This window comes from Klebsiella sp. CN_Kp097 (genome assembly GCF_040064495.1).
GTDB lineage: Bacteria > Pseudomonadota > Gammaproteobacteria > Enterobacterales > Enterobacteriaceae > Klebsiella > Klebsiella aerogenes.
Window position 1 is genome coordinate 64,790 of the sequence record NZ_JBEAIL010000027.1, and the last position, 22,234, is coordinate 87,023.

Consider the following 22,234-nt stretch of genomic DNA (forward strand, 5'->3'; position numbering starts at 1 on the left):
ATGGCTAAATGCAAAAAATTCCATAAGGGGCATAACATGACAATCCTCAATCACACCCTCGGTTTTCCTCGCGTTGGCCTTCGCCGCGAGCTGAAAAAAGCGCAAGAGAGCTACTGGGCGGGCAAGGCCACGCGTGAAGATCTGCTGGCGGTAGGTCGCGAACTGCGCGCTCGTCACTGGGAGCAGCAGAAACAGGCGGGCATTGATCTGTTGCCGGTGGGCGATTTTGCCTGGTACGACCATGTTCTGACCACCAGCCTGCTGTTGGGCAACGTGCCGGCTCGTCATCAGAACAAAGACGGCACCGTCGATATCGATACTCTGTTCCGTATTGGTCGCGGTCGCGCGCCGACCGGCGAACCCGCTGCCGCCGCGGAAATGACCAAGTGGTTCAATACCAACTATCACTACATGGTGCCGGAATTTGTCCAGGGCCAGCAGTTCAAGCTGAGCTGGACCCAACTGCTGGATGAAGTGGACGAAGCGCTGGCGCTGGGCCACAAGATTAAGCCTGTACTGCTGGGGCCGGTAACGTATCTGTGGCTGGGCAAAGTAAAAGGCGAACAGTTTGACCGTTTAAGCCTGCTGAACGATATCCTTCCGGTTTACCAGCAGGTACTGGGCGAGCTGGCGAAACGCGGCATTGAGTGGGTGCAGATTGATGAACCGGCGCTGGTACTGGAGCTGCCGCAAGCATGGTTGGATGCCTTTAAACCGGCTTATGAGGCCCTGCAGGGGCAGGTAAAACTACTGCTGACTACCTATTTTGAAGGGATCGCCGACAACCTTGATATTATCACCGCGCTGCCGGTACAGGGGCTTCACGTCGATCTGGTGCATGGCAAAGATGATGTTGCTGAACTACATAAACGCCTGCCGGCCGACTGGCTGTTATCCGCCGGGCTGATCAACGGTCGTAACGTCTGGCGCGCCGATCTCACGGAAAAATATGCGCAAATTAAGGCGATTGTCGGTCAACGCGAATTATGGGTCGCCTCTTCCTGCTCCTTACTGCATAGCCCGATCGATCTGAGCGTAGAGACCCGTCTTGATGCCGAAGTAAAAAGTTGGTTTGCTTTCGCCCTGCAGAAGTGCGGCGAACTGGCGCTGCTGCGCGATGCGCTGAACAGCGGTAATACGACGGCGATCGAGGCGTGGAGCGCGCCAATCCAGGCTCGTCGCCATTCGACTCGCGTACACAACGCGGCAGTGGAAAAACGGCTGGCGGCAATCACTGCTCAGGACAGCCAGCGCGCCAGTCCTTATGCCGAGCGCGCACAGGCGCAGCGCAGGCGCTTTAACCTGCCAGCATGGCCGACGACGACGATCGGTTCATTCCCGCAGACAACCGAAATTCGTACCCTACGTCTGGACTTCAAAAAGGGCAATCTTGACGCCAGCCATTATCGGACGGGTATTGCCGAACATATTAAGCAGGCGATCGTCGAACAAGAACGTCTGGGTTTAGACGTGCTGGTGCACGGAGAAGCCGAGCGAAACGACATGGTGGAGTATTTCGGTGAGCATCTGGACGGTTTCATCTTCACGCAAAACGGTTGGGTGCAAAGCTATGGCTCTCGCTGCGTGAAGCCGCCGGTGGTTATCGGCGATGTCAGCCGTCCGCAAGCGATCACCGTCGAGTGGGCGAAGTACGCGCAGTCTCTTACCGACAAGCCGGTCAAAGGCATGTTGACCGGTCCGGTGACCATTCTGTGCTGGTCCTTCCCGCGCGAAGATGTCAGTCGTGAAACCATCGCGAAGCAGATTGCGCTGGCGCTGCGCGATGAAGTGGCGGATCTGGAGGCGGCCGGTATCGGTATTATCCAGATTGATGAACCGGCACTGCGCGAAGGTCTGCCGCTGAAGCGCAGTGATTGGGATGCTTATCTACAGTGGGGCGTCGAAGCTTTCCGCATCAACGCCGCGGTTGCTAAGGATGACACCCAGATTCATACCCACATGTGTTATTGCGAGTTCAATGACATCATGGATTCTATCGCCGCGCTGGATGCCGACGTCATCACCATTGAAACCTCGCGCTCTGACATGGAACTGCTGGAGTCGTTCGAAGAGTTCGAATATCCGAACGAAATCGGCCCGGGCGTTTATGATATTCACTCGCCAAACGTACCGAGCGTGGAGTGGATTGAAGGGTTGCTGGAGAAGGCCGCGCAGCGTATTCCGGCGGAGCGCTTGTGGGTTAACCCGGACTGCGGCCTGAAAACTCGTGGCTGGCCGGAAACCCGCGCCGCGCTGGCTAACATGGTGCAAGCGGCGCAGAATCTGCGCGAATCAGCCTGATAGATACGCGGAAAACAACAGAGGAGGCCACGGCCTCCTCTTTTCATGTATCAGGCGAGTTACCCTTTTTTACCGCCATATTGAGCAAACCAGTCCAGCATCCGCTGCCAGCCGTCTTTGGCTGACTCTTCGTGATAGCTGGCGCGATAGTCGGCGTTAAAGGCGTGATCGGCCTCGGGATAGACCACGATCTCAGCGTTCGCATTTGCCGCCCGCAGCGCCTGGCGCATGGTCTCGACGGTATCCTGCGGAATGCTGGCGTCTTTAGCGCCGTACAGGCCAAGTACCGGCGCGTTGAGATCGACAGCGATATCCACCGGGTGTTTTGGCGAATTCAGCGATTTTTCTCCCACCAGTTTGCCATACCAAGCGACGCCTGCCTTCAACTGCGGGTTATGCGCGGCATACAGCCAGGTGATGCGACCGCCCCAGCAGAAACCGGTGATCAGCAGACGATGGGCATCGCCGCCGTGGCGTGCCGCCCAACTGGCGACGTGGTCGAGATCCGCCAGCACCTGTGCGTCAGGCACCTTAGTGACCAGTTCTTTGAACAGGGTAGGGATATCGTTGTACTCATTCGGATCGCCCTGGCGGAAGTAGAGTTCTGGCGCAATCGCCAGATAGCCTTCCTGCGCCAGGCGGCGGCACAGATCGCGGATATGCTCATGTACGCCGAAAATTTCCTGCACCACGATAACGATCGGCAGCGGGCCGTCGGCGTTTTTCGGGCGGGCGTGATAGGCCGGCATATTCTCGCCCTGCGATGGGATCGAGGTTTCTCCGGCGGTAATGTGCTCATCCGACGTATGGACGGCGGTAGAGGCGTGCGGCGAGGCTGCAGGTGCGAATCCGGGTTGCTTGGTGGTGGTCATGGTATTCTCCGTACCCTTATTTATTAGCGCATCGATAAATATAGACTCTTAGACTGAACGTTAATAAAGCACAGTGCCTGAAAGCGGCTATCTTTTGTTCTGTGACCGCGAATATAACTTGTTAATGTGATGTGAATCACTATTTGTTGAAAAACAAATGCAATCATTATTATGCATGGTGACTATCATCACAAAAATAAGCGAGTGGCTTCTGTAAAGTACCCTTTTGCTTCTGCTGATACTTCGACCCACAGAGGAGTTTTTTATGTCCAAGTCTGATGTTTTTCATCTCGGCCTCACTAAGAACGATTTACAAGGGGCTACGCTGGCTATCGTCCCTGGCGATCCGGAGCGTGTGGAAAAGATCGCCGCGCTGATGGATAAGCCGGTTAAGCTGGCATCACATCGTGAATTTACCTCCTGGCGCGCTGAGCTGGACGGCAAACCGGTGATTGTTTGCTCCACCGGTATCGGCGGCCCGTCGACCTCTATCGCCGTGGAAGAGCTGGCGCAGCTGGGGGTTCGTACCTTCCTGCGTATCGGTACCACCGGCGCGATTCAGCCACATATCAATGTTGGCGATGTGCTGGTGACGACCGGTTCTGTCCGTCTGGACGGCGCCAGCCTGCACTTTGCGCCGATGGAGTTCCCGGCCGTTGCTGACTTCGCCTGTACCACCGCGCTGGTGGAAGCGGCGAAATCAATCGGCGCGACCACGCATATCGGCGTGACTGCCTCCTCTGATACCTTCTATCCAGGCCAGGAGCGTTACGACACCTTCTCCGGCCGCGTCGTGAGCCGTTTCAAAGGCTCGATGGAAGAGTGGCAGGCAATGGGCGTCATGAACTATGAAATGGAATCCGCTACGCTGCTGACCATGTGCGCCAGCCAGGGCCTGCGCGCCGGGATGGTGGCAGGGGTTATCGTCAACCGTACCCAGCAAGAGATCCCTAACGCCGAAACCATGAAGCAAACCGAAAGCCACGCGGTGAAAATCGTTGTGGAAGCGGCGCGCCGTCTGCTGTAGTTCTTCTCTCTTTCTCACAGGGCCGGATCTTCCGGCCTTTTTTTTGCGTAGCGCCTCGCAGGAAAATCCTTTTCAACTGGACGTTTGTACAGCACAATTCTATTTTTATGCCGTAAGTGGTTGCCGGGGAGGCGTTGTGGATATCTCTATTGTGATAAGCGCCGTGGTGGCGCTGGCGGCAGGGTTAATCGTTGGCTGGCTGGCGACAAAAGCCCGCGCCGATCAAATCCGCGCCGATCTCATTGAAGAGCGCCGCGAGCTGGATATTGAACTTAGCGCCGCACGTCAGCAACTGGTGCAGGAATCGCACTGGCGCGATGAGTGCGAACTTCTCAACAACGAGCTGCGCAGCCTGCGTGATATCAACACCTCGCTGGAGGCCGACCTGCGTGAAGTGACCACCCGTCTGGAATCCACTCAGTTGCACGCCGAAGATAAAATTCGCCAGATGGTCAACAGCGAGCAGCGCCTGAGCGAGCAGTTTGAAAACCTGGCGAACCGCATATTTGAGCACAGCAACCGACGGGTTGATGAACAAAATCGCCAGAGCCTGCATGGCCTGCTGACGCCGCTGCGCGAACAGCTCGACGGCTTCCGTCGTCAGGTGCAGGACAGCTTCGGCCAGGAGGCGCGTGAGCGCCACACGCTGGCGCACGAAATCCGCAATTTGCAACAGCTGAACGCGCAGATGGCGCAAGAGGCGCTGAACCTGACGAAAGCGCTGAAGGGTGATAACAAAACTCAGGGCAACTGGGGAGAAGTGGTGCTAACCCGCGTGCTGGAGGCCTCCGGCCTGCGCGAAGGCTATGAGTATCAAACTCAGGTGAGCATCGAAACCGATAACCGCTCGCGGATGCAGCCGGATGTTATCGTGCGTCTGCCGCAGGGCAAAGACGTGGTTATCGACGCCAAAATGACCCTCGTCGCCTATGAGCGCTACTTCAACGCTGACGACGACTATACCCGCGAAGCGGCGCTGCAGGAGCATATTGCCTCGGTGCGTAACCACATTCGCCTGCTGGGGCGTAAAGATTACCAACAACTGCCGGGGCTTCGTTCGCTCGATTATGTGCTGATGTTCATCCCCGTTGAGCCGGCGTTCCTGCTGGCCATCGACCGCCAACCTGAGCTTATCAGCGAGGCGCTGAAGAACAATATTATGCTGGTTAGCCCGACAACCTTGCTGGTGGCGTTGCGCACCATCGCCAACTTGTGGCGCTATGAGCATCAAAGCCGTAACGCGCAAAAAATCGCCGAGCGCGCCGGGCGCCTGTATGACAAGATGCGGCTGTTTGTCGACGATATGTCGGCTATCGGTCAAAGCCTTGATAAAGCCCAGGATAACTATCGCCAGGCGATGAAAAAGCTCGCCTCCGGGCGCGGCAACCTGCTGGTGCAGGCCGAGTCATTCCGTGGCCTGGGGGTCGAGGTTAAGCGCGGGATTAATCCTGATTTAGTCGAGCAGGCCACGGCGCAGGATGACGAATATCGCCTTGAGGAAGATGAAAATTCACCGCAGGAAGATGTGGTTAGCGCCGATTCCGAGCCTGCAGCGAGCGCAAACGAGCACGTCAGGCCAAGCTGAAACGTATGGGAAATGGCCTGAATCTGTTACACTCGCTGAACATTTTCTTGATAAGTAAGCGGGCATAGAGATGGTTGAGGATTCACAAGAAACAACGCATTTTGGCTTTCAAACGGTAGCCAAAGAGCAGAAGGCGGACATGGTGGCGCATGTATTCCATTCTGTCGCTGCAAAATATGATGTGATGAACGACTTAATGTCGTTCGGGATTCATCGCTTGTGGAAGCGCTTCACCATCGACTGCAGCGGCGTGCGTCGCGGGCAAACTGTGCTGGACTTAGCGGGTGGCACCGGCGACCTGACGGCGAAGTTTTCCCGTCTGGTGGGCGAAACCGGCCGCGTGATGCTCGCCGATATCAATGATTCGATGCTCAAAATGGGCCGCGAAAAACTGCGCAACATCGGTATTGTCGGTAACGTCGAGTATGTTCAGGCCAACGCTGAAGCGCTGCCGTTTGCGGATAACACCTTTGACTGCATCACCATCTCCTTTGGCCTGCGTAACGTTACCGATAAAGACAAAGCGCTGCGTTCAATGTACCGCGTGCTGAAACCGGGCGGACGTCTGCTGGTTCTGGAGTTTTCTAAACCGATTCTCGAACCGCTGAGCAAAGCCTACGACGCTTACTCCTTCCACGTGTTGCCGAAAGTCGGCGAGCTGGTGGCAAACGATGCGGAAAGCTATCGCTATCTGGCGGAATCCATCCGCATGCATCCCGATCAGGACACCCTGAAAGGCATGATGCAGGAGGCGGGTTTTGAAAGCGTCGACTACTACAACCTGACGGCAGGTATTGTCGCGCTACACCGCGGCTATAAGTTCTGACAGGAGGGACGCTATGCCTTTCGCACCACTGGTTACCGCTGGCATCGAAACGGTTCTTAATACTTTTCTCTGGCGCGACCGCGCGCTTAAACCGGCGCGTCAGCGCCTGCTAGGGAAAGTGCTGCGCGTAGAGCTCAAAGAGCTGTCGGCGCCTGTCGTGCTGGCCTATAGCGAGCAGCAAATCGACGTGCTCGGCGCGTGGGAAGGCGAAGCTGACTGTACCGTGATAACCCGCCTGAGCGTGCTGCCGCAGCTGCGTAACCGCCAACAACTGACCGCGCTGATCCGCAGCGGCGATCTGGAAGTACAGGGCGACCTGCAGGTTGTGCAGAACATGGTCGCACTTTGCGATCTGGCGGAGTTCGACCCGGCAGAGTTATTGGCGCCGTATACCGGCGATATCGTCGCTGAAGGGGTTGGCAAGGTGCTTCGCGGCGGCGCGCGCTTCCTGCTGCAGGGCGCGAAAAGCCAGCAGCGCTACGTCGCTGAAGCGATTACCGAAGAGTGGCGACTGGCGCCGGGGCCGTTGGAAATGGCCTGGTTTGCTGAAGAGTCCGCCGCTGTAGAACGCGCGCTGGCCGCACTGGAAAAACGGCTGGAAACGCTGGAGGGCAAATGACGCCAGGAGAATTACGGCGCCTGTATTTTATCATCCGCACCTTTTTGAGTTACGGGCTTGATGAGCTCATTCCCAAAATGCGTATCACATTGCCGCTGCGCATCTGGCGGCGAATGTTGTTCTGGATGCCGAATCGCCACAAAGATAAACCGCTGGGTCAACGCTTACGCCTGGCGCTGCAGGAGCTGGGCCCGGTGTGGATTAAGTTCGGCCAGATGCTCTCCACCCGCCGCGATCTGTTCCCGCCGCAAATCGCCGATCAACTGGCGCTGCTGCAGGATCGCGTCGCACCTTTCGATGGCAAATTGGCTAAACAACAGATCGAACAAGCGATGGGTGGGCTGCCCATTGAAGCCTGGTTCGATGATTTCGCCATTGAGCCGCTCGCTTCCGCCTCCATCGCCCAGGTCCATACCGCGCGCCTGAAAGACAACGGCAAAGAGGTCGTCATCAAGGTCATCCGCCCGGATATCCTGCCGGTGATCAAAGCGGACATGAAATTAATCTACCGCCTGGCGCGCTGGGTACCTCGTCTGCTGCCGGATGGCCGCCGTCTGCGCCCGCAAGAAGTCGTCCGCGAATATGAAAAAACGCTGATGGACGAGCTGAACCTGTTACGCGAGTCGGCTAACGCTATTCAGCTACGGCGCAATTTCGAAGATAGCCCAATGCTATACGTGCCGGAAGTCTATTCCGATTACTGTAGCGAAGGCATGATGGTGATGGAGCGGATCTACGGTATTCCGGTTTCCGACGTCGCTGCGCTGGAAGCCCAGGGCACCAACATGCAGTTGCTTGCGGAGCGTGGGGTGCAGGTCTTCTTTACCCAGGTGTTTCGCGACAGCTTTTTCCATGCGGATATGCATCCGGGTAATATTTTCGTTAGCTACGATCATCCGCATGACCCGCAATATATCGGTATCGACTGCGGTATCGTCGGCTCGCTGAACAAAGACGATAAGCGTTATCTCGCAGAAAACTTCATTGCTTTCTTCAACCGCGATTACCGTAAGGTTGCCGAGCTGCACGTCGATTCCGGCTGGGTGCCGCCGGATACCAACGTTGAAGAGTTTGAGTTTGCGATTCGCACCGTGTGCGAGCCCATCTTTGAAAAGCCGCTGGCGGAAATCTCCTTCGGCCACGTATTGCTGAATCTGTTTAACACCGCGCGGCGTTTCAATATGGAAGTCCAACCGCAGCTGGTTTTGCTTCAGAAGACATTACTTTACGTAGAAGGGGTAGGTCGTCAGCTCTATCCTCAGTTAGACTTGTGGAAAACGGCGAAGCCTTTTCTCGAGTCGTGGATTAAGGATCAGGTCGGTATTCCCGCGCTGGTGCGTGCGTTTAAAGAAAAAGCGCCGTTCTGGATTGAAAGGATGCCGGAAATTCCTGAGCTGGTGTACCAAAGCCTGCAGCAGAGCAAACAGCTGCAGACCAGCGTCGATACTATCGTGCGCGACTTCCAGGTGCGTCACGTGCGTCAGGGGCAGTCCCGCTATCTGTTTGGTATAGGCGCCGTTTTGCTTTTAAGCGGTACGCTGTTATTTATCCACCGCCCGGAGTGGGGCATGATGCCAGGCTGGCTGATGGCCGGCGGCGTCGTAACCTGGCTTATTGGTTGGCGAAAAACGCGCTGACAGGTTTCGCGTTTATTCTGGCGCATTGATTCTTGCGCGAAGTCATGTGAGCGGTCTGACAAAGAGGCGTCTCACCGGATGACGTGTATAATGCGCTCTCATCATTCATCATCTGTCATAGGGGAACGTGTATGGGTGGTATCAGTATTTGGCAGTTGTTAATTGTTGTCGTCATCGTAGTTCTGCTTTTCGGGACGAAGAAGCTGAGCTCGCTGGGTTCGGATTTAGGCGCATCGATCAAGGGCTTTAAAAAAGCGATGAGCGATGATGAGAAATCTGATAAATCCTCAGCCGATGCAGATTTTGCAGCGAAAACTATCGCTGATAAACAAGATGATGCGAAAAAAGACGAGACAAAACGCCACGACAAAGAGCAGGTGTAATTCGTGTTCGATATCGGTTTTAGTGAACTATTGCTGGTGTTCGTGATTGGCCTCATCGTATTGGGGCCACAGCGACTACCTGTCGCCGTCAAAACGGTGGCCAGCTGGATCCGTACGTTGCGCTCGCTGGCGACCACCGTACAAAATGAGCTTGCCCAGGAGCTAAAACTGCAGGAGTTTCAGGAGAGCCTGAAGAAGGTGGAGAAAGCCAGCCTGGATAATCTGACTCCGGAGCTCAAAGCCTCGATGGACGAGCTGCGTGAAGCAGCTGAATCTATGAAGCGTTCCTATACCGCCCACGATCCTGAAAAGGCCAGCGACGAAGCGAACACCATCCATAATCCGGTCGTCAAAGGTAGCGAAGCGCAGCGCCAGGATATTACACCGGCAACGGCGGAACATCAGGTCAGCGCCCCGGCACATACCCCGGAGCCCGTTGCCGAGGAGCCATCCGTTTCGCCGGCTGAAGTCCCGGCGGCTAAGGAAAAAGCCGCCGCGGCAGTGCCAGATTCTTCCCCCGCATCGAGTGATAAAGCGTAAAAAATGGGCGTAGACGAGACTCAACCGTTAATTTCACATCTGATTGAGCTGCGTAAGCGTCTGCTCAACAGCATCATTGCCATCCTGGTGATCTTCCTGGCGTTGGTTTACTTTGCCAACGATATCTATCAACTGGTATCCGCTCCGCTTATCAGCAAAATGCCGGTAGGCGCGACGATGATCGCCACCGATGTCGCTTCTCCTTTCTTCACGCCGATCAAACTGACCTTTATGGTTTCGGTGATCCTGTCGGTGCCGGTCATTCTTTATCAGGTATGGGCATTCGTGGCGCCGGCGTTGTATAAGCATGAACGTCGGCTGGTCATGCCGCTGCTGGTTTCCAGTACGTTGCTGTTTTATATCGGTATGGCTTTCGCTTATTTCGTCGTGTTCCCGCTGGCATTCGGCTTCCTGACTCACGCCGCGCCGGAAGGGGTATTAGTTTCGACCGATATCCGTAGCTACCTCGATTTTGTCATGGCGTTGTTTATGGCTTTCGGCGTGTCGTTTGAAGTGCCGGTCGCCATCGTCCTGCTCTGCTGGATGGGCGTCACGACGCCGGAAGATTTACGTAAAAAACGGCCCTACGTGCTGGTGGGCGCCTTCGTGGTCGGTATGTTGCTGACGCCGCCGGATGTGTTCTCGCAAACGCTGTTGGCCATCCCCATGTATTGCCTGTTTGAAGTCGGGGTGTTCTTTGCCCGTTTCTACACCGGTAAACGCCTGACGCGTGACGAAGATGCCGCCGCCGAAGAGGCGGAGAGCAAAGAAGAGTAACAACGCCAACCGCCCGTCAGGGCGGTTGTCATATGGGAGTTATGATGTTTGATATTGGCGTAAATCTGACCAGCTCGCAGTTTTCCCGCGACCACGACGAGGTGGTTGCGCGCGCGCAGGCGGCAGGTGTCCATGGGATGTTGCTGACCGGCACCAATCTGCATGAAAGCCAGCAGGCGCGGCAGATGGCTGGCCGTTACGCCAACTGCTGGTCTACTGCGGGTGTACATCCGCACGATAGCAGCACCTGGACTGAGTCGGTGGCCGAAGAAATCCACGCGCTGGCCCGCCAGCCGCAGGTGGCGGCGATTGGCGAATGCGGTCTTGATTTCAACCGTAATTTCTCAACGCCGCAGGAACAAGAGAAGGCATTCAGCGCCCAGCTGGCGCTGGCGGCCGAGCTCTCAATGCCGGTATTTTTACACTGCCGCGACGCCCATCAACGGTTCCTTGAGCTGCTGGAGCCGTGGCTCAATAAACTGCCCGGCGCCGTGTTGCACTGCTTTACCGGTAGCCGCGAGGAAGTGATTCAGTGTCTTGATAGAGGTTTATTTATCGGTATCACCGGCTGGGTGTGCGATGAGCGGCGGGGACTGGAGCTTCGTGAACTGTTGCCGGCGATCCCGGCGGAACGTCTGCTGCTGGAGACCGATGCGCCATATCTATTACCGAGGGATATGAAGCCGAAGCCCTCCTCGCGGCGCAACGAGCCCGCTTATCTGCCGCATATTCTGGCAAGCGTAGCGGGCTGGCGAGGCGAGGAAGCGCAATGGCTGGAGGAGGTTACGGATGCGAACGTCAGGAAGCTGTTTGGCGTGCGCTTTTAACCGCGCCGTCAGATTTTATAGAAGTCGGTATTTTTAACGCTTTGCAGGACCTGTTTATTCAACAGATTGAGGAGCAGCATTGAACGGGCTTCGCCGTCGGGCTCGGTGAAAATAGCCTGCAGCCCTTCAAAAGCACCGTCGGTGATTAACACGCTGTCGCCTTCATGAGGCGTTTCCGGGTCGGTAATACCTTCCGGTTTATAGATGGAAAGCTGGTGAATCACCTCTGAAGGGACCACTGCCGGTTGGGCGCCAAAACGGACGAAACTGTTCACCCCTCGGGTAGCGCTGATGGTGGTGGTATGAATGATCTCGGGATCGAATTCGACGAACAGATAGTTTGGGAACAGGGGCTCGCTGACCGTAGTACGTTTACCACGGATGATTTTTTCCAGCGCGATCGTCGGCATCAGGCAATTGACTGCCTGACGTTCAAGGTGTTCCTGGGCGCGCTGAAGCTGCCCACGTTTGCAATAAAGTAAGTACCAGGCTTGCATAATGACTCTTTCCGCTTTACTACCTGCAAGCATAACAAAAGCCTGGAACAATCGCGAAAACCATTATAAGCGAAAGCGTAAATAGCCTGTTCATTTACGCTTATTTAACAAAAGTACAGCATCGTTGCGGCGAAAATCGTATAATCAGCCGCTTGTATAGAGGTCAATAATAACTCCATGAAATACCACGATCTACGCGACTTTCTGACATTACTTGAGCAGCAGGGCGAGCTAAAACGGATAACCCTGCCGGTCGACCCGCATCTGGAAATTACCGAAATTGCCGACCGCACCCTGCGTGCCGGCGGCCCGGCGCTGCTGTTTGAAAACCCGAAAGGCTACTCGATGCCGGTGCTGTGCAACCTGTTTGGCACGCCGCGTCGTGTGGCGCTGGGGATGGGCCAGGAAGACGTCAGTTCGCTACGGGAAGTCGGGAAGCTATTGGCCTTTCTGAAAGAGCCGGAGCCGCCAAAAGGCTTCCGCGATCTGTTTGATAAGCTGCCGCAGTTCAAGCAAGTGTTGAATATGCCGACCAAACGCCTGCGCGGCGCGCCTTGTCACCAAAAAATCATCCAGGGCGATGATGTCGATCTCAACAAAATACCGATTATGACCTGCTGGCCGGAAGATGCCGCGCCGCTGATTACCTGGGGGCTGACGGTGACCCGCGGCCCGCACAAGGAGAGGCAAAATCTGGGTATTTATCGCCAGCAGCTGATCGGTAAAAATAAACTCATCATGCGTTGGTTGTCCCACCGCGGCGGCGCGCTCGATTTCCAGGAGTGGTGCGCGGCGCATCCCGGCGAACGTTTTCCGGTTTCCGTGGCGCTTGGCGCCGATCCGGCGACCATTCTGGGCGCAGTGACGCCGGTTCCTGATACCCTGTCGGAATACGCTTTCGCAGGCTTGCTGCGCGGCACCAAGACCGAAGTGGTGAAGTGCGTTTCCAATGACCTTGAAGTGCCGGCCAGCGCGGAAATCGTGCTTGAAGGCTACATTGAGGCCGGCGAGATGGCGCCGGAAGGGCCATACGGCGATCATACCGGCTACTACAATGAAGTAGACAGCTTCCCGGTATTTACGGTGACCCATATTACCCAGCGCGAAGACGCGATTTATCATTCGACCTATACCGGTCGTCCGCCGGATGAACCCGCGGTGCTGGGCGTGGCGCTGAACGAAGTCTTTGTGCCGATTCTGCAAAAGCAGTTCCCGGAAATCGTCGATTTCTATCTGCCGCCGGAAGGGTGTTCCTATCGCCTGGCGGTGGTGACCATGAAAAAACAGTACGCAGGCCATGCCAAGCGCGTGATGATGGGCGTCTGGTCGTTCCTGCGCCAGTTCATGTATACCAAGTTCGTGATTGTCTGCGACGATGACGTGAACGCGCGCGACTGGAATGACGTGATTTGGGCGATTACTACCCGTATGGACCCGGCTCGTGATACGGTACTGGTAGAAAATACGCCAATAGATTATCTGGATTTTGCCTCGCCGGTTTCCGGCCTGGGTTCAAAAATGGGGCTGGATGCCACAAATAAATGGCCTGGCGAAACCCAGCGTGAATGGGGTCGTCCAATCAAAAAAGATCCTGAGGTGACGGCGCGTATCGACGCCATCTGGGATGAACTGGCCATCTTTAAATAACAGTAAGCGGGGCTAACGCCGCTGTTTTGCTCTATAGACCCGACAGAGGGGACGCATGACAACCTTAAGCTGTAAAGTGACCTCGGTGGAGGCGATTACCGATACCGTGTATCGCGTTCGATTAGTACCGGAAGCGGCATTTTCTTTCCGCGCCGGCCAGTATCTGATGGTAGTGATGGATGAGCGCGACAAGCGTCCGTTCTCTATGGCTTCCACGCCGTCAGAGCATGAGTTTATCGAGCTGCATATCGGTGCTTCTGAACTCAATCTGTATGCGATGGCGGTGATGGATCGCATTCTGAAAGAGCGTGAAATTGAGGTTGATATTCCGCATGGCGAAGCGTGGCTGCGCGATGACGAAGATCGCCCGCTGATTCTGATCGCCGGCGGTACCGGATTCTCTTATGTGCGTTCTATTCTGTTAACCGCGCTGGCGCGTAACCCGGATCGCGATATCGCCATTTATTGGGGCGGCCGCGAGGCTAAACATCTGTACGATCTGGCCGAGCTGGAAGCGTTAAGCATCAAGCATCCGAATCTGCGCATCGAGCCGGTGGTCGAGCAGCCGGAAGAAGGGTGGCGTGGTCGCTCCGGTACGGTACTCACCGCCGTGCTGCAGGATTACGGTACGCTGGCCGAGCATGATATTTACATTGCCGGTCGTTTTGAGATGGCTAAAATTGCCCGCGATCTGTTCTGTAATGAGCGCGGCGCGCGTGAAGATCGCCTGTTTGGCGATGCGTTTGCGTTTATCTGAAAATAAAAAACCCGCCCCTGACAGGCGGGAAGAACGGCAACTAAACCCCCTCTAATCCATTATTGCCTGTTGGCTGGCAGGCAATAATGGCATTGAGTTTTTTCCTACATCCGCTCGAATACGGTGGCGATCCCCTGGCCTAAGCCGATACACATGGTCGCCAGACCGAACTGCGCGTCTTTGCGTTCCATCTGGTTAATCAGCGTGGTGCTAATACGCGCTCCGGAACAGCCTAGCGGATGTCCGAGCGCGATCGCGCCGCCGTTGAGGTTGATCTTCTCGTCGATCTGCTCCATTAAGCCCAGATCTTTAATACACGGCAGGATCTGCGCGGCAAACGCTTCATTCATTTCAAAGACGTCGATATCGCTGGTGGATAATCCCGCTTTTTTCAGCGCCAGCTTTGAGGCCGGAACCGGGCCATAACCCATAATGGACGGATCGCAGCCGACCACCGCCATTGAACGGACGCGAGCGCGCGGCTTCAGCCCCAGCTCGCGGGCGCGGCTTTCGCTCATCAGCAGCATTGCCGCCGCGCCGTCGGAAAGCGCGGAAGAGGTACCTGCCGTTACCGTGCCGGTCACCGGATCGAAAGCCGGTCTCAGCGCCGCCAGCGCTTCTACGGTGGTTTCCGGGCGGATCACTTCGTCATAATTAAAGGATTTCAGCACGCCATCGGCATCGTGGCCACCGGTCGGGATAATCTCCGCCTTGAATGCCCCGGATTGCGTCGCCGCCCAGGCGCGAGCGTGGGAACGTGCGGCGAATTGATCCTGCATTTCACGGCTAATGCCGTGTAGACGCGCCAGCATTTCCGCGGTCAGCCCCATCATACCGGCGGCTTTCGCCACGTTACGGCTAAGGCCCGGATGGAAATCGACACCATGACTCATTGGCACATGGCCCATGTGCTCAACGCCGCCAATCAGGCAGACACTGGCGTCGCCGGTCATGATCATACGGGCGGCATCGTGCAGCGCCTGCATGGAGGAACCGCACAGGCGGTTAACCGTTGTTGCCGGTACCGAGTGCGGTATTTCCGCCAACAGCGCGGCGTTACGCGCAATGTTGAAACCCTGCTCCAGCGTTTGTTGCACGCAGCCCCAGTAAATATCGTCAATCGCGCTCGCCTCAAGGGACGGGTTACGCGAGAGCAGGCTTCGCATCAGGTGTGCGGAGAGGTCTTCCGCACGCACGTTGCGAAAGGCGCCGCCCTTTGAACGGCCCATCGGGGTGCGAATTGCATCGACAATGACAACCTGTTCCATTGTGACTCCTTAAGCCGTTTTCAGTTCGCCAACCGGACGGGCTGGTTCTACTGGAGGATAATACGCTTCGTTATGACGGGCCTTATTACGCAGACCCTCCGGCACGGCATAAAGCGGGCCGAGGTGCTGGTATTGCTGCGCCATATCGAGATATTTTGCGCTGCCGATGGTGTCCAGCCAGCGGAATGCGCCGCCGTGGAATGGAGGGAAGCCCAGGCCGTATACCAGCGCCATATCCGCTTCCGTCGGGCTGGCGATAATGCCTTCTTCCAGGCAGCGAACAACTTCGTTAACCATTGGGATCATCATGCGGGCGATAATCTCTTCATCGCTGAAATCGCGCTTCGGCTGGCTGACTTCGGCCAGCAGACTATCGACTGCGGCATCTTCTTCTTTCTTCGGCTTACCTTTACTGTCTTCTTTATAACGCCAGAAACCGAGGCCGTTCTTCTGGCCGAAACGGCTGGCGTCAAACAGCGCGTCGATAGCATCGCGATAATCTTTCTGCATCCGCTGTGGGAACCCCGCCGCCATTACCGCCTGAGCATGGTGCGCGGTATCGATGCCGACAACATCCAGCAGATAGGCCGGGCCCATCGGCCAGCCAAACTGTTTTTCCATCACTTTGTCGACTTTGCGGAAATCCGCGCCGTCGCGCAGCAGCTGGCTGAAGCCTGCGAAATAGGGGAACAGGACGCGGTTAACGAAGAAGCCGGGGCAATCATTCACCACGATCGGTGTTTTGCCCATTTTGCTGGCCCAGGCCACGACTTTGGCAATGGTCTTGTCCGAAGTTTTCTCGCCGCGGATCACTTCAACCAGCGGCATGCGATGTACCGGGTTAAAGAAGTGCATACCGCAGAAATTCTCCGGGCGCTGCAGAACGCTGGCCAGCTCGCTGATAGGAATCGTTGAGGTGTTGGAAGCCAGCACGGTGTCCGGACGCACTTTCTCTTCGGTTTCCGCCAGTACCGCTTTCTTCACTTTCGGGTTTTCCACCACCGCTTCAACGACGATGTCCACGCGGTCAAAACCGCTGTATTCCAGCGTTGGCTGAATGGTGCTAATCACTCCGGCCAGCTTCAGGCCGTCGATTTTTCCGCGTTCCAGCTGTTTATTCAGCAGCTTCGCCGCTTCGGTCATGCCAAGGGTCAGCGATTTGTCGCTAATGTCTTTCATCACCACCGGCACGCCTTTCCAGGCTGACTGGTAAGCAATGCCGCCACCCATAATGCCGGCGCCTAATACGGCAGCGTGCTTCGGCGTCTCGACATCTTTAGTGAGTTTTTTCGCTTTCGCTTTGACGTACTGGTCGTTAAGGAAGATACCGACCAGCGCGCGCGCTTCGTTGGTGTGCGCCAGCGGAACAAAACTTTGGTTTTCCAGCTTCAGCGCGTCATCACGGCCAAGACGCGCGGCGGCTTCGATGGTTTTTACCGCGGTGATCGGCGCCGGGTAATGTTTTCCGGCGGTTTGCGCGACCATACCTTTGGCAATAGTGAAGCTCATGGCGGCTTCAATTTTGCTGAGCTTCAGCGGCTCCAGTTTCGGCTGACGTTTGGCTTTCCAGTCCAGGTCGCCATTAATCGCCTGGCGCAGAATCGCCAGCGCGCCGTCATGCAGTTTTTCCGCGGCAACAATGCCGTCAATGAGGCCAATTTTCAGCGCTTGATCGGCACCGACGTCTTTACCGGCGGCAATAATTTCCAGCGCGCTATCGGCGCCGAGCAGGCGCGGCAGACGTACGGAACCGCCGAAGCCAGGCATAATGCCCAACTTGGTTTCCGGCAGGCCGATGCGCAGATCCGGCGTGGCGAGGCGATAGTCGGTCGCCAGTACGCATTCGCAGCCGCCGCCCAGCGCGTAGCCGTTAACCGCTGACAGAGTAGGGACCGGTAAATCTTCCAGACGATTGAAGACGCTGTTGGCGAAGTGCAGCCACTGGCTCAACTGTTCTTCCGGCACCAGGAATAGTGAAAGGAATTCGGTGATATCGGCGCCGACAATAAAGGCCGCTTTTTCAGAGCGCAGCAGCAGCCCTTTGAGATCTTTTTGTTTTTCGAGTACGTCCAGCGCGTGACCGAGGCTGGCAACGGTTGCAGTATCAAGCTTGTTAACCGAGCCGGGGGCGTCGAAAACCAGTTCGGCAATGCCATCTTCCAGCCAGTCGAGGTACAGGGTGTCGCCTTTGTAGAGCATGTCAGTCTCCTGAATCCAGCAATATGATCTGGTCATACCAGATGACTCGGAGTGTGGAATTTATGTTAAGAAAATGCAAATTACTCTTTAAATAATTGCTGGTCGGATCACATCCGGTAGAAATCACCCGGCCTGGAGTCAATGTGCTAAGATGCGGAGAATCACGATCCAATAAAAGCAAAGGATAAAAGATGGAATCACTGGCCGCGCTTTATAAAAATCATATCGTTACCCTACAAGAACGTACCCGCAAAGTTTTAGATCGCTTCAAGCTGGATGCTCTGCTTATCCACTCCGGCGAGCTGATCAATGTCTTCCTCGACGATCATCCGTATCCGTTTAAGGTTAACCCGCAGTTTAAGGCGTGGGTGCCGGTGACCCAGGTGCCAAACTGCTGGCTGCTGGTGGATGGCGTGAATAAACCGAAACTGTGGTTCTATCTGCCGGTCGATTACTGGCACAACGTTGAGCCGCTGCCGACCTCTTTCTGGACTGAGGAAGTGGATGTTATTGCGTTGCCGAAAGCCGATGGCATTGGCGGTCAACTGCCCGCGGCGCGTGGCAACATAGCGTATATCGGCCCGGTGCCGGAACGTGCTTTAGGTCTGGAGATCGCGGCAGACAAAATCAACCCGAAAGGCGTTATCGACTATCTGCACTATTATCGCGCTTACAAAACCGACTATGAGCTGGCCTGTATGCGTGAAGCGCAGAAATCAGCGGTGAACGGCCATCGCGCGGCCCACGAAGCTTTCCAGTCGGGGATGAGCGAGTTCGATATTAATCAGGCTTACCTGACGGCGACCGGTCATCGCGATACCGACGTCCCTTACAGCAATATCGTGGCGCTGAATGAGCATGCGGCCGTATTGCACTACACCAAGCTGGATCACCGTGCGCCAACCGAAATGCGTAGCTTCTTGTTGGATGCGGGCGCAGAGTACAACGGCTATGCCGCGGACCTGACTCGTACCTGGGCAGGCCACAGCGACAACGATTTCGCGCAGCTGATTAAAGACGTTAACGACGAGCAACTGGCGCTGATTAGCACCATGAAGGCTGGCGCCAGTTACGTTGATTACCATATTCAGTTCCATCAGCGCATCGCAAAGCTGCTGCGTAAACACCAGCTAGTGACCGGCATGAGCGAAGAGGCGATGGTGGAAAACGATCTGACCGGGCCGTTTATGCCACACGGGATTGGTCATCCGCTGGGCCTGCAGGTTCATGATGTCGCCGGTTTCATGCAAGACGATACCGGTACGCATCTGGCGGCGCCGTCGAAGTATCCTTACCTGCGCTGCACCCGTATTCTCGAACCGCGTATGGTGTTGACTATCGAACCAGGCATCTACTTTATTGAGTCGCTGTTGGCGCCATGGCGTGAAGGGCAGTTCAGCAAGCACTTCAACTGGCAGAAAATTGAAGCCATGAAGCCGTTTGGCGGGATTCGTATCGAAGATAACGTGGTGGTTCACGAAAACAGCATCGAAAATATGACGCGCGACCTGAAACTGGCGTAATGGAAAGTTGGTTGGTGCCGGCCGCGCCGGTGAGCGTTGTTGAAGAGATCAAAAAGAGCCGTTTCATCACGCTGTTGGCGCATACCGACGGCGTGGCGGCGGCGAAAGCGTTTGTCGAATCGGTCAGGGCTGAGCACCCGGACGCTCGTCACCACTGCGTGGCATGGGTTGCCGGGCCTCCTGATGATTCACAGCAGCTGGGTTTCTCTGACGATGGCGAACCGGCGGGAACGGCAGGTAAACCCATGCTGGCGCAGCTGATGGGCAGCGGCGTCGGCGAGATAACCGCGGTTGTGGTGCGCTACTACGGTGGTATTCTGCTGGGTACCGGCGGCCTGGTGAAGGCCTATGGCGGCGGTGTCCATCAGGCGCTTGCGCAGTTGAAAACGCAGCGCAAGACGCCGTTAACCGCATATACTTTGCAATGTGAATACGGACAGCTGGCCGGGGTAGAAGCGTTGCTGGCGCAGTTCTCGGGCATTATTGTGGAAAGTGAATATCAGGCGTCTGTGCAACTGCGCGTCGCGCTTCCGCAAGCTGAAGTGGCCTCTTTTTCGACAAAACTGGCTGATTTTAGTCGTGGTTCATTGCAATTACTGAAGATTGACGAATAATCCCCACCTGATTTTTTTGTAACCCAAAGGAAGCGCCAGAGATGCATTTTCGCGCGATAACCCGAATCGTTGGACTGTTGGTCATCTTATTTTCGGGGACAATGATTGTCCCGGGATTAGTGGCCTTGATATATCGCGATGGCGCGGGGCGAGCTTTCACCCAAACCTTCTTTGTTGCCCTGGCGATTGGCTCCATGCTGTGGTGGCCGAACCGCAAGCAAAAAGGCGAACTGAAATCCCGCGAGGGGTTTCTGATTGTCGTGCTGTTCTGGACCGTGTTGGGCAGCGTCGGTGCGTTACCGTTTATCTTTGCTGAACAGCCTAATCTCACGGTGACGGATGCCTTTTTTGAATCCTTCTCCGGCTTAACCACTACCGGCGCGACGACGCTGGTGGGACTGGACTCACTGCCTCATGCCATCCTGTTCTATCGCCAGATGCTGCAGTGGTTCGGCGGTATGGGGATCATCGTGCTGGCGGTGGCGATTTTGCCTATCCTCGGCGTCGGTGGGATGCAGCTCTACCGGGCGGAAATGCCGGGCCCGTTGAAAGACAATAAAATGCGCCCGCGTATTGCCGAGACGGCAAAAACGCTGTGGCTTATTTATGTCTTATTAACCGTCGCCTGCGCATTGGCGCTGTGGTTTGCCGGAATGCCGGCATTCGACGCGATCGGCCATAGCTTTGCGACCATCGCTATCGGCGGCTTCTCAACTCACGATGCCAGCGTCGGCTACTTTAATAGCCCGATGATTAATTCCATCATCGCTATCTTCCTGCTGATCTCCGGCTGTAACTATGGCCTGCACTTTTCGCTATTAAGTGGACGCAGTTTGCGGGTTTACTGGCGTGACCCGGAATTCAGAATGTTTATCGGTGTTCAGCTAACCCTGGTTATCGTCTGTACACTGGTATTGTGGCTACATAATGTCTACGGCTCGGTGTTAACAACGCTGAACCAGGCGTTCTTCCAGGTGGTGTCGATGGCGACGACCGCTGGGTTTACTACCGATAGTATTGCGCGCTGGCCACTGTTCTTGCCGGTATTGCTGCTATGCTCTGCATTTATCGGCGGCTGCGCCGGGTCAACGGGCGGTGGCTTAAAGGTCATTCGTATCCTGTTGCTGTTTAAGCAGGGGAATCGTGAGCTTAAGCGCCTGGTGCACCCGAATGCGGTCTATAGCATTAAGCTAGGCAACCGTGCGCTACCGGAACGTATTCTGGAAGCCGTGTGGGGATTCTTCTCCGCCTATGCGTTGGTCTTTATCATTAGTATGCTGGCTATTATTGCGACTGGGGTTGATGACTTCTCTGCCTTTGCTTCAGTTGTGGCGACATTGAACAACCTGGGGCCTGGTCTTGGGGTCGTTGCTGATAACTTTGCGACAATGAACCCGGTCGCGAAATGGATCCTGATTGCTAACATGCTGTTTGGTCGTCTGGAAGTGTTCACCTTATTGGTGCTCTTTACTCCCACTTTCTGGCGCGAATAACAGGAGTGCTCGTGAAAACTTTAATTCTTTTCTCCACCCGGGATGGGCAGACCCGTGAAATTGCCTCCTACCTGGCTTCTGAACTCAAAGAGCTGGGGGTTGATGCGGATACTGTGAACCTGAACCGTACCGAGACGGTTGAGTGGCATCATTACGATCGGGTGGTGATTGGCGCTTCTATTCGCTACGGGCACTTTCATCCAGCGCTGGATCGCTTTGTGAAAAAGCATCTGGCATCTCTGCAGGCGTTGCCGGGGGCGTTCTTCTCGGTAAACCTGGTGGCGCGCAAACCGGAAAAGCGCACCCCGCAAACCAACAGCTATACGCGCAAGTTTCTCCTTAACTCGCCGTGGCAGCCGCAGAGCTGCGCGGTATTTGCCGGTGCGCTGCGTTATCCGCGATATCGCTGGTACGATCGAATGATGATTCGCTTAATTATGAAGATGACCGGCGGGGAAACGGATACCAGTAAAGAAGTGGTTTATACCGATTGGCCGCAGGTTGCCAGATTTGCCCGAGAAATCGCGCAAATGACGAGCAAATAGCGCGTAAAACTCGCGTTATGGTGGAAAATCGAGCGAACGAAAAGTTTTTTTGAATTTCCTCTTGTCACTTCAGAATTACTCCCTATAATGCGCCACCACTGACACGGAACAACGGCAAACAAGCCGCCGGGTCAGCGGGGTTCCGGTGAGAACCTCGCGGAGAAAAGCAAAAATAAATGCTTGACTCTGAGGCGGGAAAGCGTAATATGCACACCCCGCGCCGCAGTGAAAAACGAAGCGGCACTGCTCTTTAACAATTTATCAGACAATCTGTGTGGGCACTCAAAGTGACATGGA

General features: G+C 55.7%; 20 protein-coding genes. 16 read left to right on the forward strand and 4 right to left on the reverse strand.

The window, feature by feature from the left end:
- The first annotated feature begins 36 nt into the window (after positions 1–36).
- On the forward strand, positions 37–2,301 hold the full coding sequence (gene metE / locus ABLV07_RS21170) for a 5-methyltetrahydropteroyltriglutamate--homocysteine S-methyltransferase (protein ID WP_032715393.1): 2,265 nt from the start codon (positions 37–39) through the stop codon (positions 2,299–2,301).
- Between the two features lie 59 nt (positions 2,302–2,360).
- On the opposite strand, the gene ABLV07_RS21175 is transcribed toward metE, so the two are convergent.
- Entirely contained in the window at positions 2,361–3,173 is an 813-nt protein-coding gene (locus tag ABLV07_RS21175) for a dienelactone hydrolase family protein (RefSeq protein ID WP_015368850.1), read from the reverse strand.
- 265 nt (positions 3,174–3,438) lie between these two features.
- On the opposite strand from ABLV07_RS21175, the gene udp reads away from it, so the two are divergent.
- From udp to tatD, 9 genes are all read left to right on the forward strand, one after another.
- A complete protein-coding gene (udp, locus tag ABLV07_RS21180; protein WP_004181652.1) occupies positions 3,439–4,200 on the forward strand; it encodes a uridine phosphorylase in 762 nt (253 codons plus the stop codon).
- Between the two features lie 136 nt (positions 4,201–4,336).
- Positions 4,337–5,785, forward strand: a complete 1,449-nt coding sequence (gene rmuC / locus ABLV07_RS21185) for a DNA recombination protein RmuC (RefSeq protein ID WP_063410744.1) — start codon at positions 4,337–4,339, stop codon at positions 5,783–5,785.
- A 70-nt stretch (positions 5,786–5,855) separates the two neighbouring features.
- Positions 5,856–6,611: a bifunctional demethylmenaquinone methyltransferase/2-methoxy-6-polyprenyl-1,4-benzoquinol methylase UbiE gene (ubiE, locus tag ABLV07_RS21190; RefSeq protein WP_015368847.1), complete on the forward strand. Its 756-nt coding sequence runs from the start codon at positions 5,856–5,858 to the stop codon at positions 6,609–6,611.
- Between the two features lie 13 nt (positions 6,612–6,624).
- Entirely contained in the window at positions 6,625–7,230 is a 606-nt protein-coding gene (locus tag ABLV07_RS21195; protein ID WP_015368846.1) for an SCP2 domain-containing protein, read from the forward strand.
- Positions 7,227–8,867: a ubiquinone biosynthesis regulatory protein kinase UbiB gene (gene ubiB, locus ABLV07_RS21200; protein WP_015368845.1), complete on the forward strand. Its 1,641-nt coding sequence runs from the start codon at positions 7,227–7,229 to the stop codon at positions 8,865–8,867. Before ABLV07_RS21195 ends, ubiB begins: the two co-directional genes overlap by 4 nt.
- A 131-nt stretch (positions 8,868–8,998) precedes the next feature.
- A complete protein-coding gene (tatA, locus tag ABLV07_RS21205; RefSeq protein ID WP_015368844.1) occupies positions 8,999–9,250 on the forward strand; it encodes a Sec-independent protein translocase subunit TatA in 252 nt (83 codons plus the stop codon).
- 3 nt (positions 9,251–9,253) lie between these two features.
- Complete coding sequence (gene tatB, locus ABLV07_RS21210; RefSeq protein ID WP_032715395.1) at positions 9,254–9,790, forward strand: Sec-independent protein translocase protein TatB; 537 nt, start codon at positions 9,254–9,256, stop codon at positions 9,788–9,790.
- Positions 9,791–9,793: 3 nt separating this feature from the next.
- The gene (gene tatC / locus ABLV07_RS21215) at positions 9,794–10,567 is read left to right on the forward strand and encodes a Sec-independent protein translocase subunit TatC (RefSeq protein WP_015368842.1); all 774 of its coding nucleotides are present in this window, start codon (positions 9,794–9,796) and stop codon (positions 10,565–10,567) included.
- Between the two features lie 32 nt (positions 10,568–10,599).
- Positions 10,600–11,394: a 3'-5' ssDNA/RNA exonuclease TatD gene (tatD, locus tag ABLV07_RS21220; protein WP_161798739.1), complete on the forward strand. Its 795-nt coding sequence runs from the start codon at positions 10,600–10,602 to the stop codon at positions 11,392–11,394.
- A gap of 8 nt (positions 11,395–11,402) precedes the next feature.
- On the opposite strand, the gene rfaH is transcribed toward tatD, so the two are convergent.
- Positions 11,403–11,891, reverse strand: coding sequence for a transcription/translation regulatory transformer protein RfaH (gene rfaH / locus ABLV07_RS21225; protein WP_015703997.1), 489 nt, complete (start codon positions 11,889–11,891; stop codon positions 11,403–11,405).
- A 177-nt stretch (positions 11,892–12,068) separates the two neighbouring features.
- Here rfaH and ubiD point away from each other — a divergent pair, with 177 nt between their 5' ends.
- Both ubiD and fre read left to right on the forward strand, forming a co-directional pair.
- Entirely contained in the window at positions 12,069–13,538 is a 1,470-nt protein-coding gene (gene ubiD / locus ABLV07_RS21230) for a 4-hydroxy-3-polyprenylbenzoate decarboxylase (RefSeq protein ID WP_087877076.1), read from the forward strand.
- A 55-nt stretch (positions 13,539–13,593) separates the two neighbouring features.
- Entirely contained in the window at positions 13,594–14,295 is a 702-nt protein-coding gene (gene fre / locus ABLV07_RS21235) for an NAD(P)H-flavin reductase (protein ID WP_008807928.1), read from the forward strand.
- Positions 14,296–14,399: 104 nt separating this feature from the next.
- On the opposite strand, the gene fadA is transcribed toward fre, so the two are convergent.
- Both fadA and fadB read right to left on the reverse strand, forming a co-directional pair.
- Entirely contained in the window at positions 14,400–15,563 is a 1,164-nt protein-coding gene (gene fadA, locus ABLV07_RS21240) for an acetyl-CoA C-acyltransferase FadA (protein ID WP_015703998.1), read from the reverse strand.
- A 9-nt stretch (positions 15,564–15,572) separates the two neighbouring features.
- Complete coding sequence (gene fadB / locus ABLV07_RS21245) at positions 15,573–17,762, reverse strand: fatty acid oxidation complex subunit alpha FadB (protein ID WP_348853590.1); 2,190 nt, start codon at positions 17,760–17,762, stop codon at positions 15,573–15,575.
- 191 nt (positions 17,763–17,953) lie between these two features.
- On the opposite strand from fadB, the gene pepQ reads away from it, so the two are divergent.
- Genes pepQ through hemG form a run of 4 tightly spaced genes read left to right on the forward strand, consistent with a single transcriptional unit; the run spans position 17,954 to position 21,937 of the window.
- Complete coding sequence (gene pepQ / locus ABLV07_RS21250; protein ID WP_020077585.1) at positions 17,954–19,285, forward strand: Xaa-Pro dipeptidase; 1,332 nt, start codon at positions 17,954–17,956, stop codon at positions 19,283–19,285.
- Positions 19,285–19,899, forward strand: coding sequence for an IMPACT family protein (locus ABLV07_RS21255; RefSeq protein WP_015704001.1), 615 nt, complete (start codon positions 19,285–19,287; stop codon positions 19,897–19,899). The genes pepQ and ABLV07_RS21255 overlap by 1 nt, the downstream gene beginning before the upstream one ends.
- A 41-nt stretch (positions 19,900–19,940) precedes the next feature.
- Entirely contained in the window at positions 19,941–21,392 is a 1,452-nt protein-coding gene (gene trkH / locus ABLV07_RS21260; protein ID WP_015368834.1) for a Trk system potassium transporter TrkH, read from the forward strand.
- Between the two features lie 11 nt (positions 21,393–21,403).
- Complete coding sequence (gene hemG / locus ABLV07_RS21265) at positions 21,404–21,937, forward strand: menaquinone-dependent protoporphyrinogen IX dehydrogenase (protein ID WP_015368833.1); 534 nt, start codon at positions 21,404–21,406, stop codon at positions 21,935–21,937.
- The last annotated feature ends 297 nt before the right edge of the window (positions 21,938–22,234 follow it).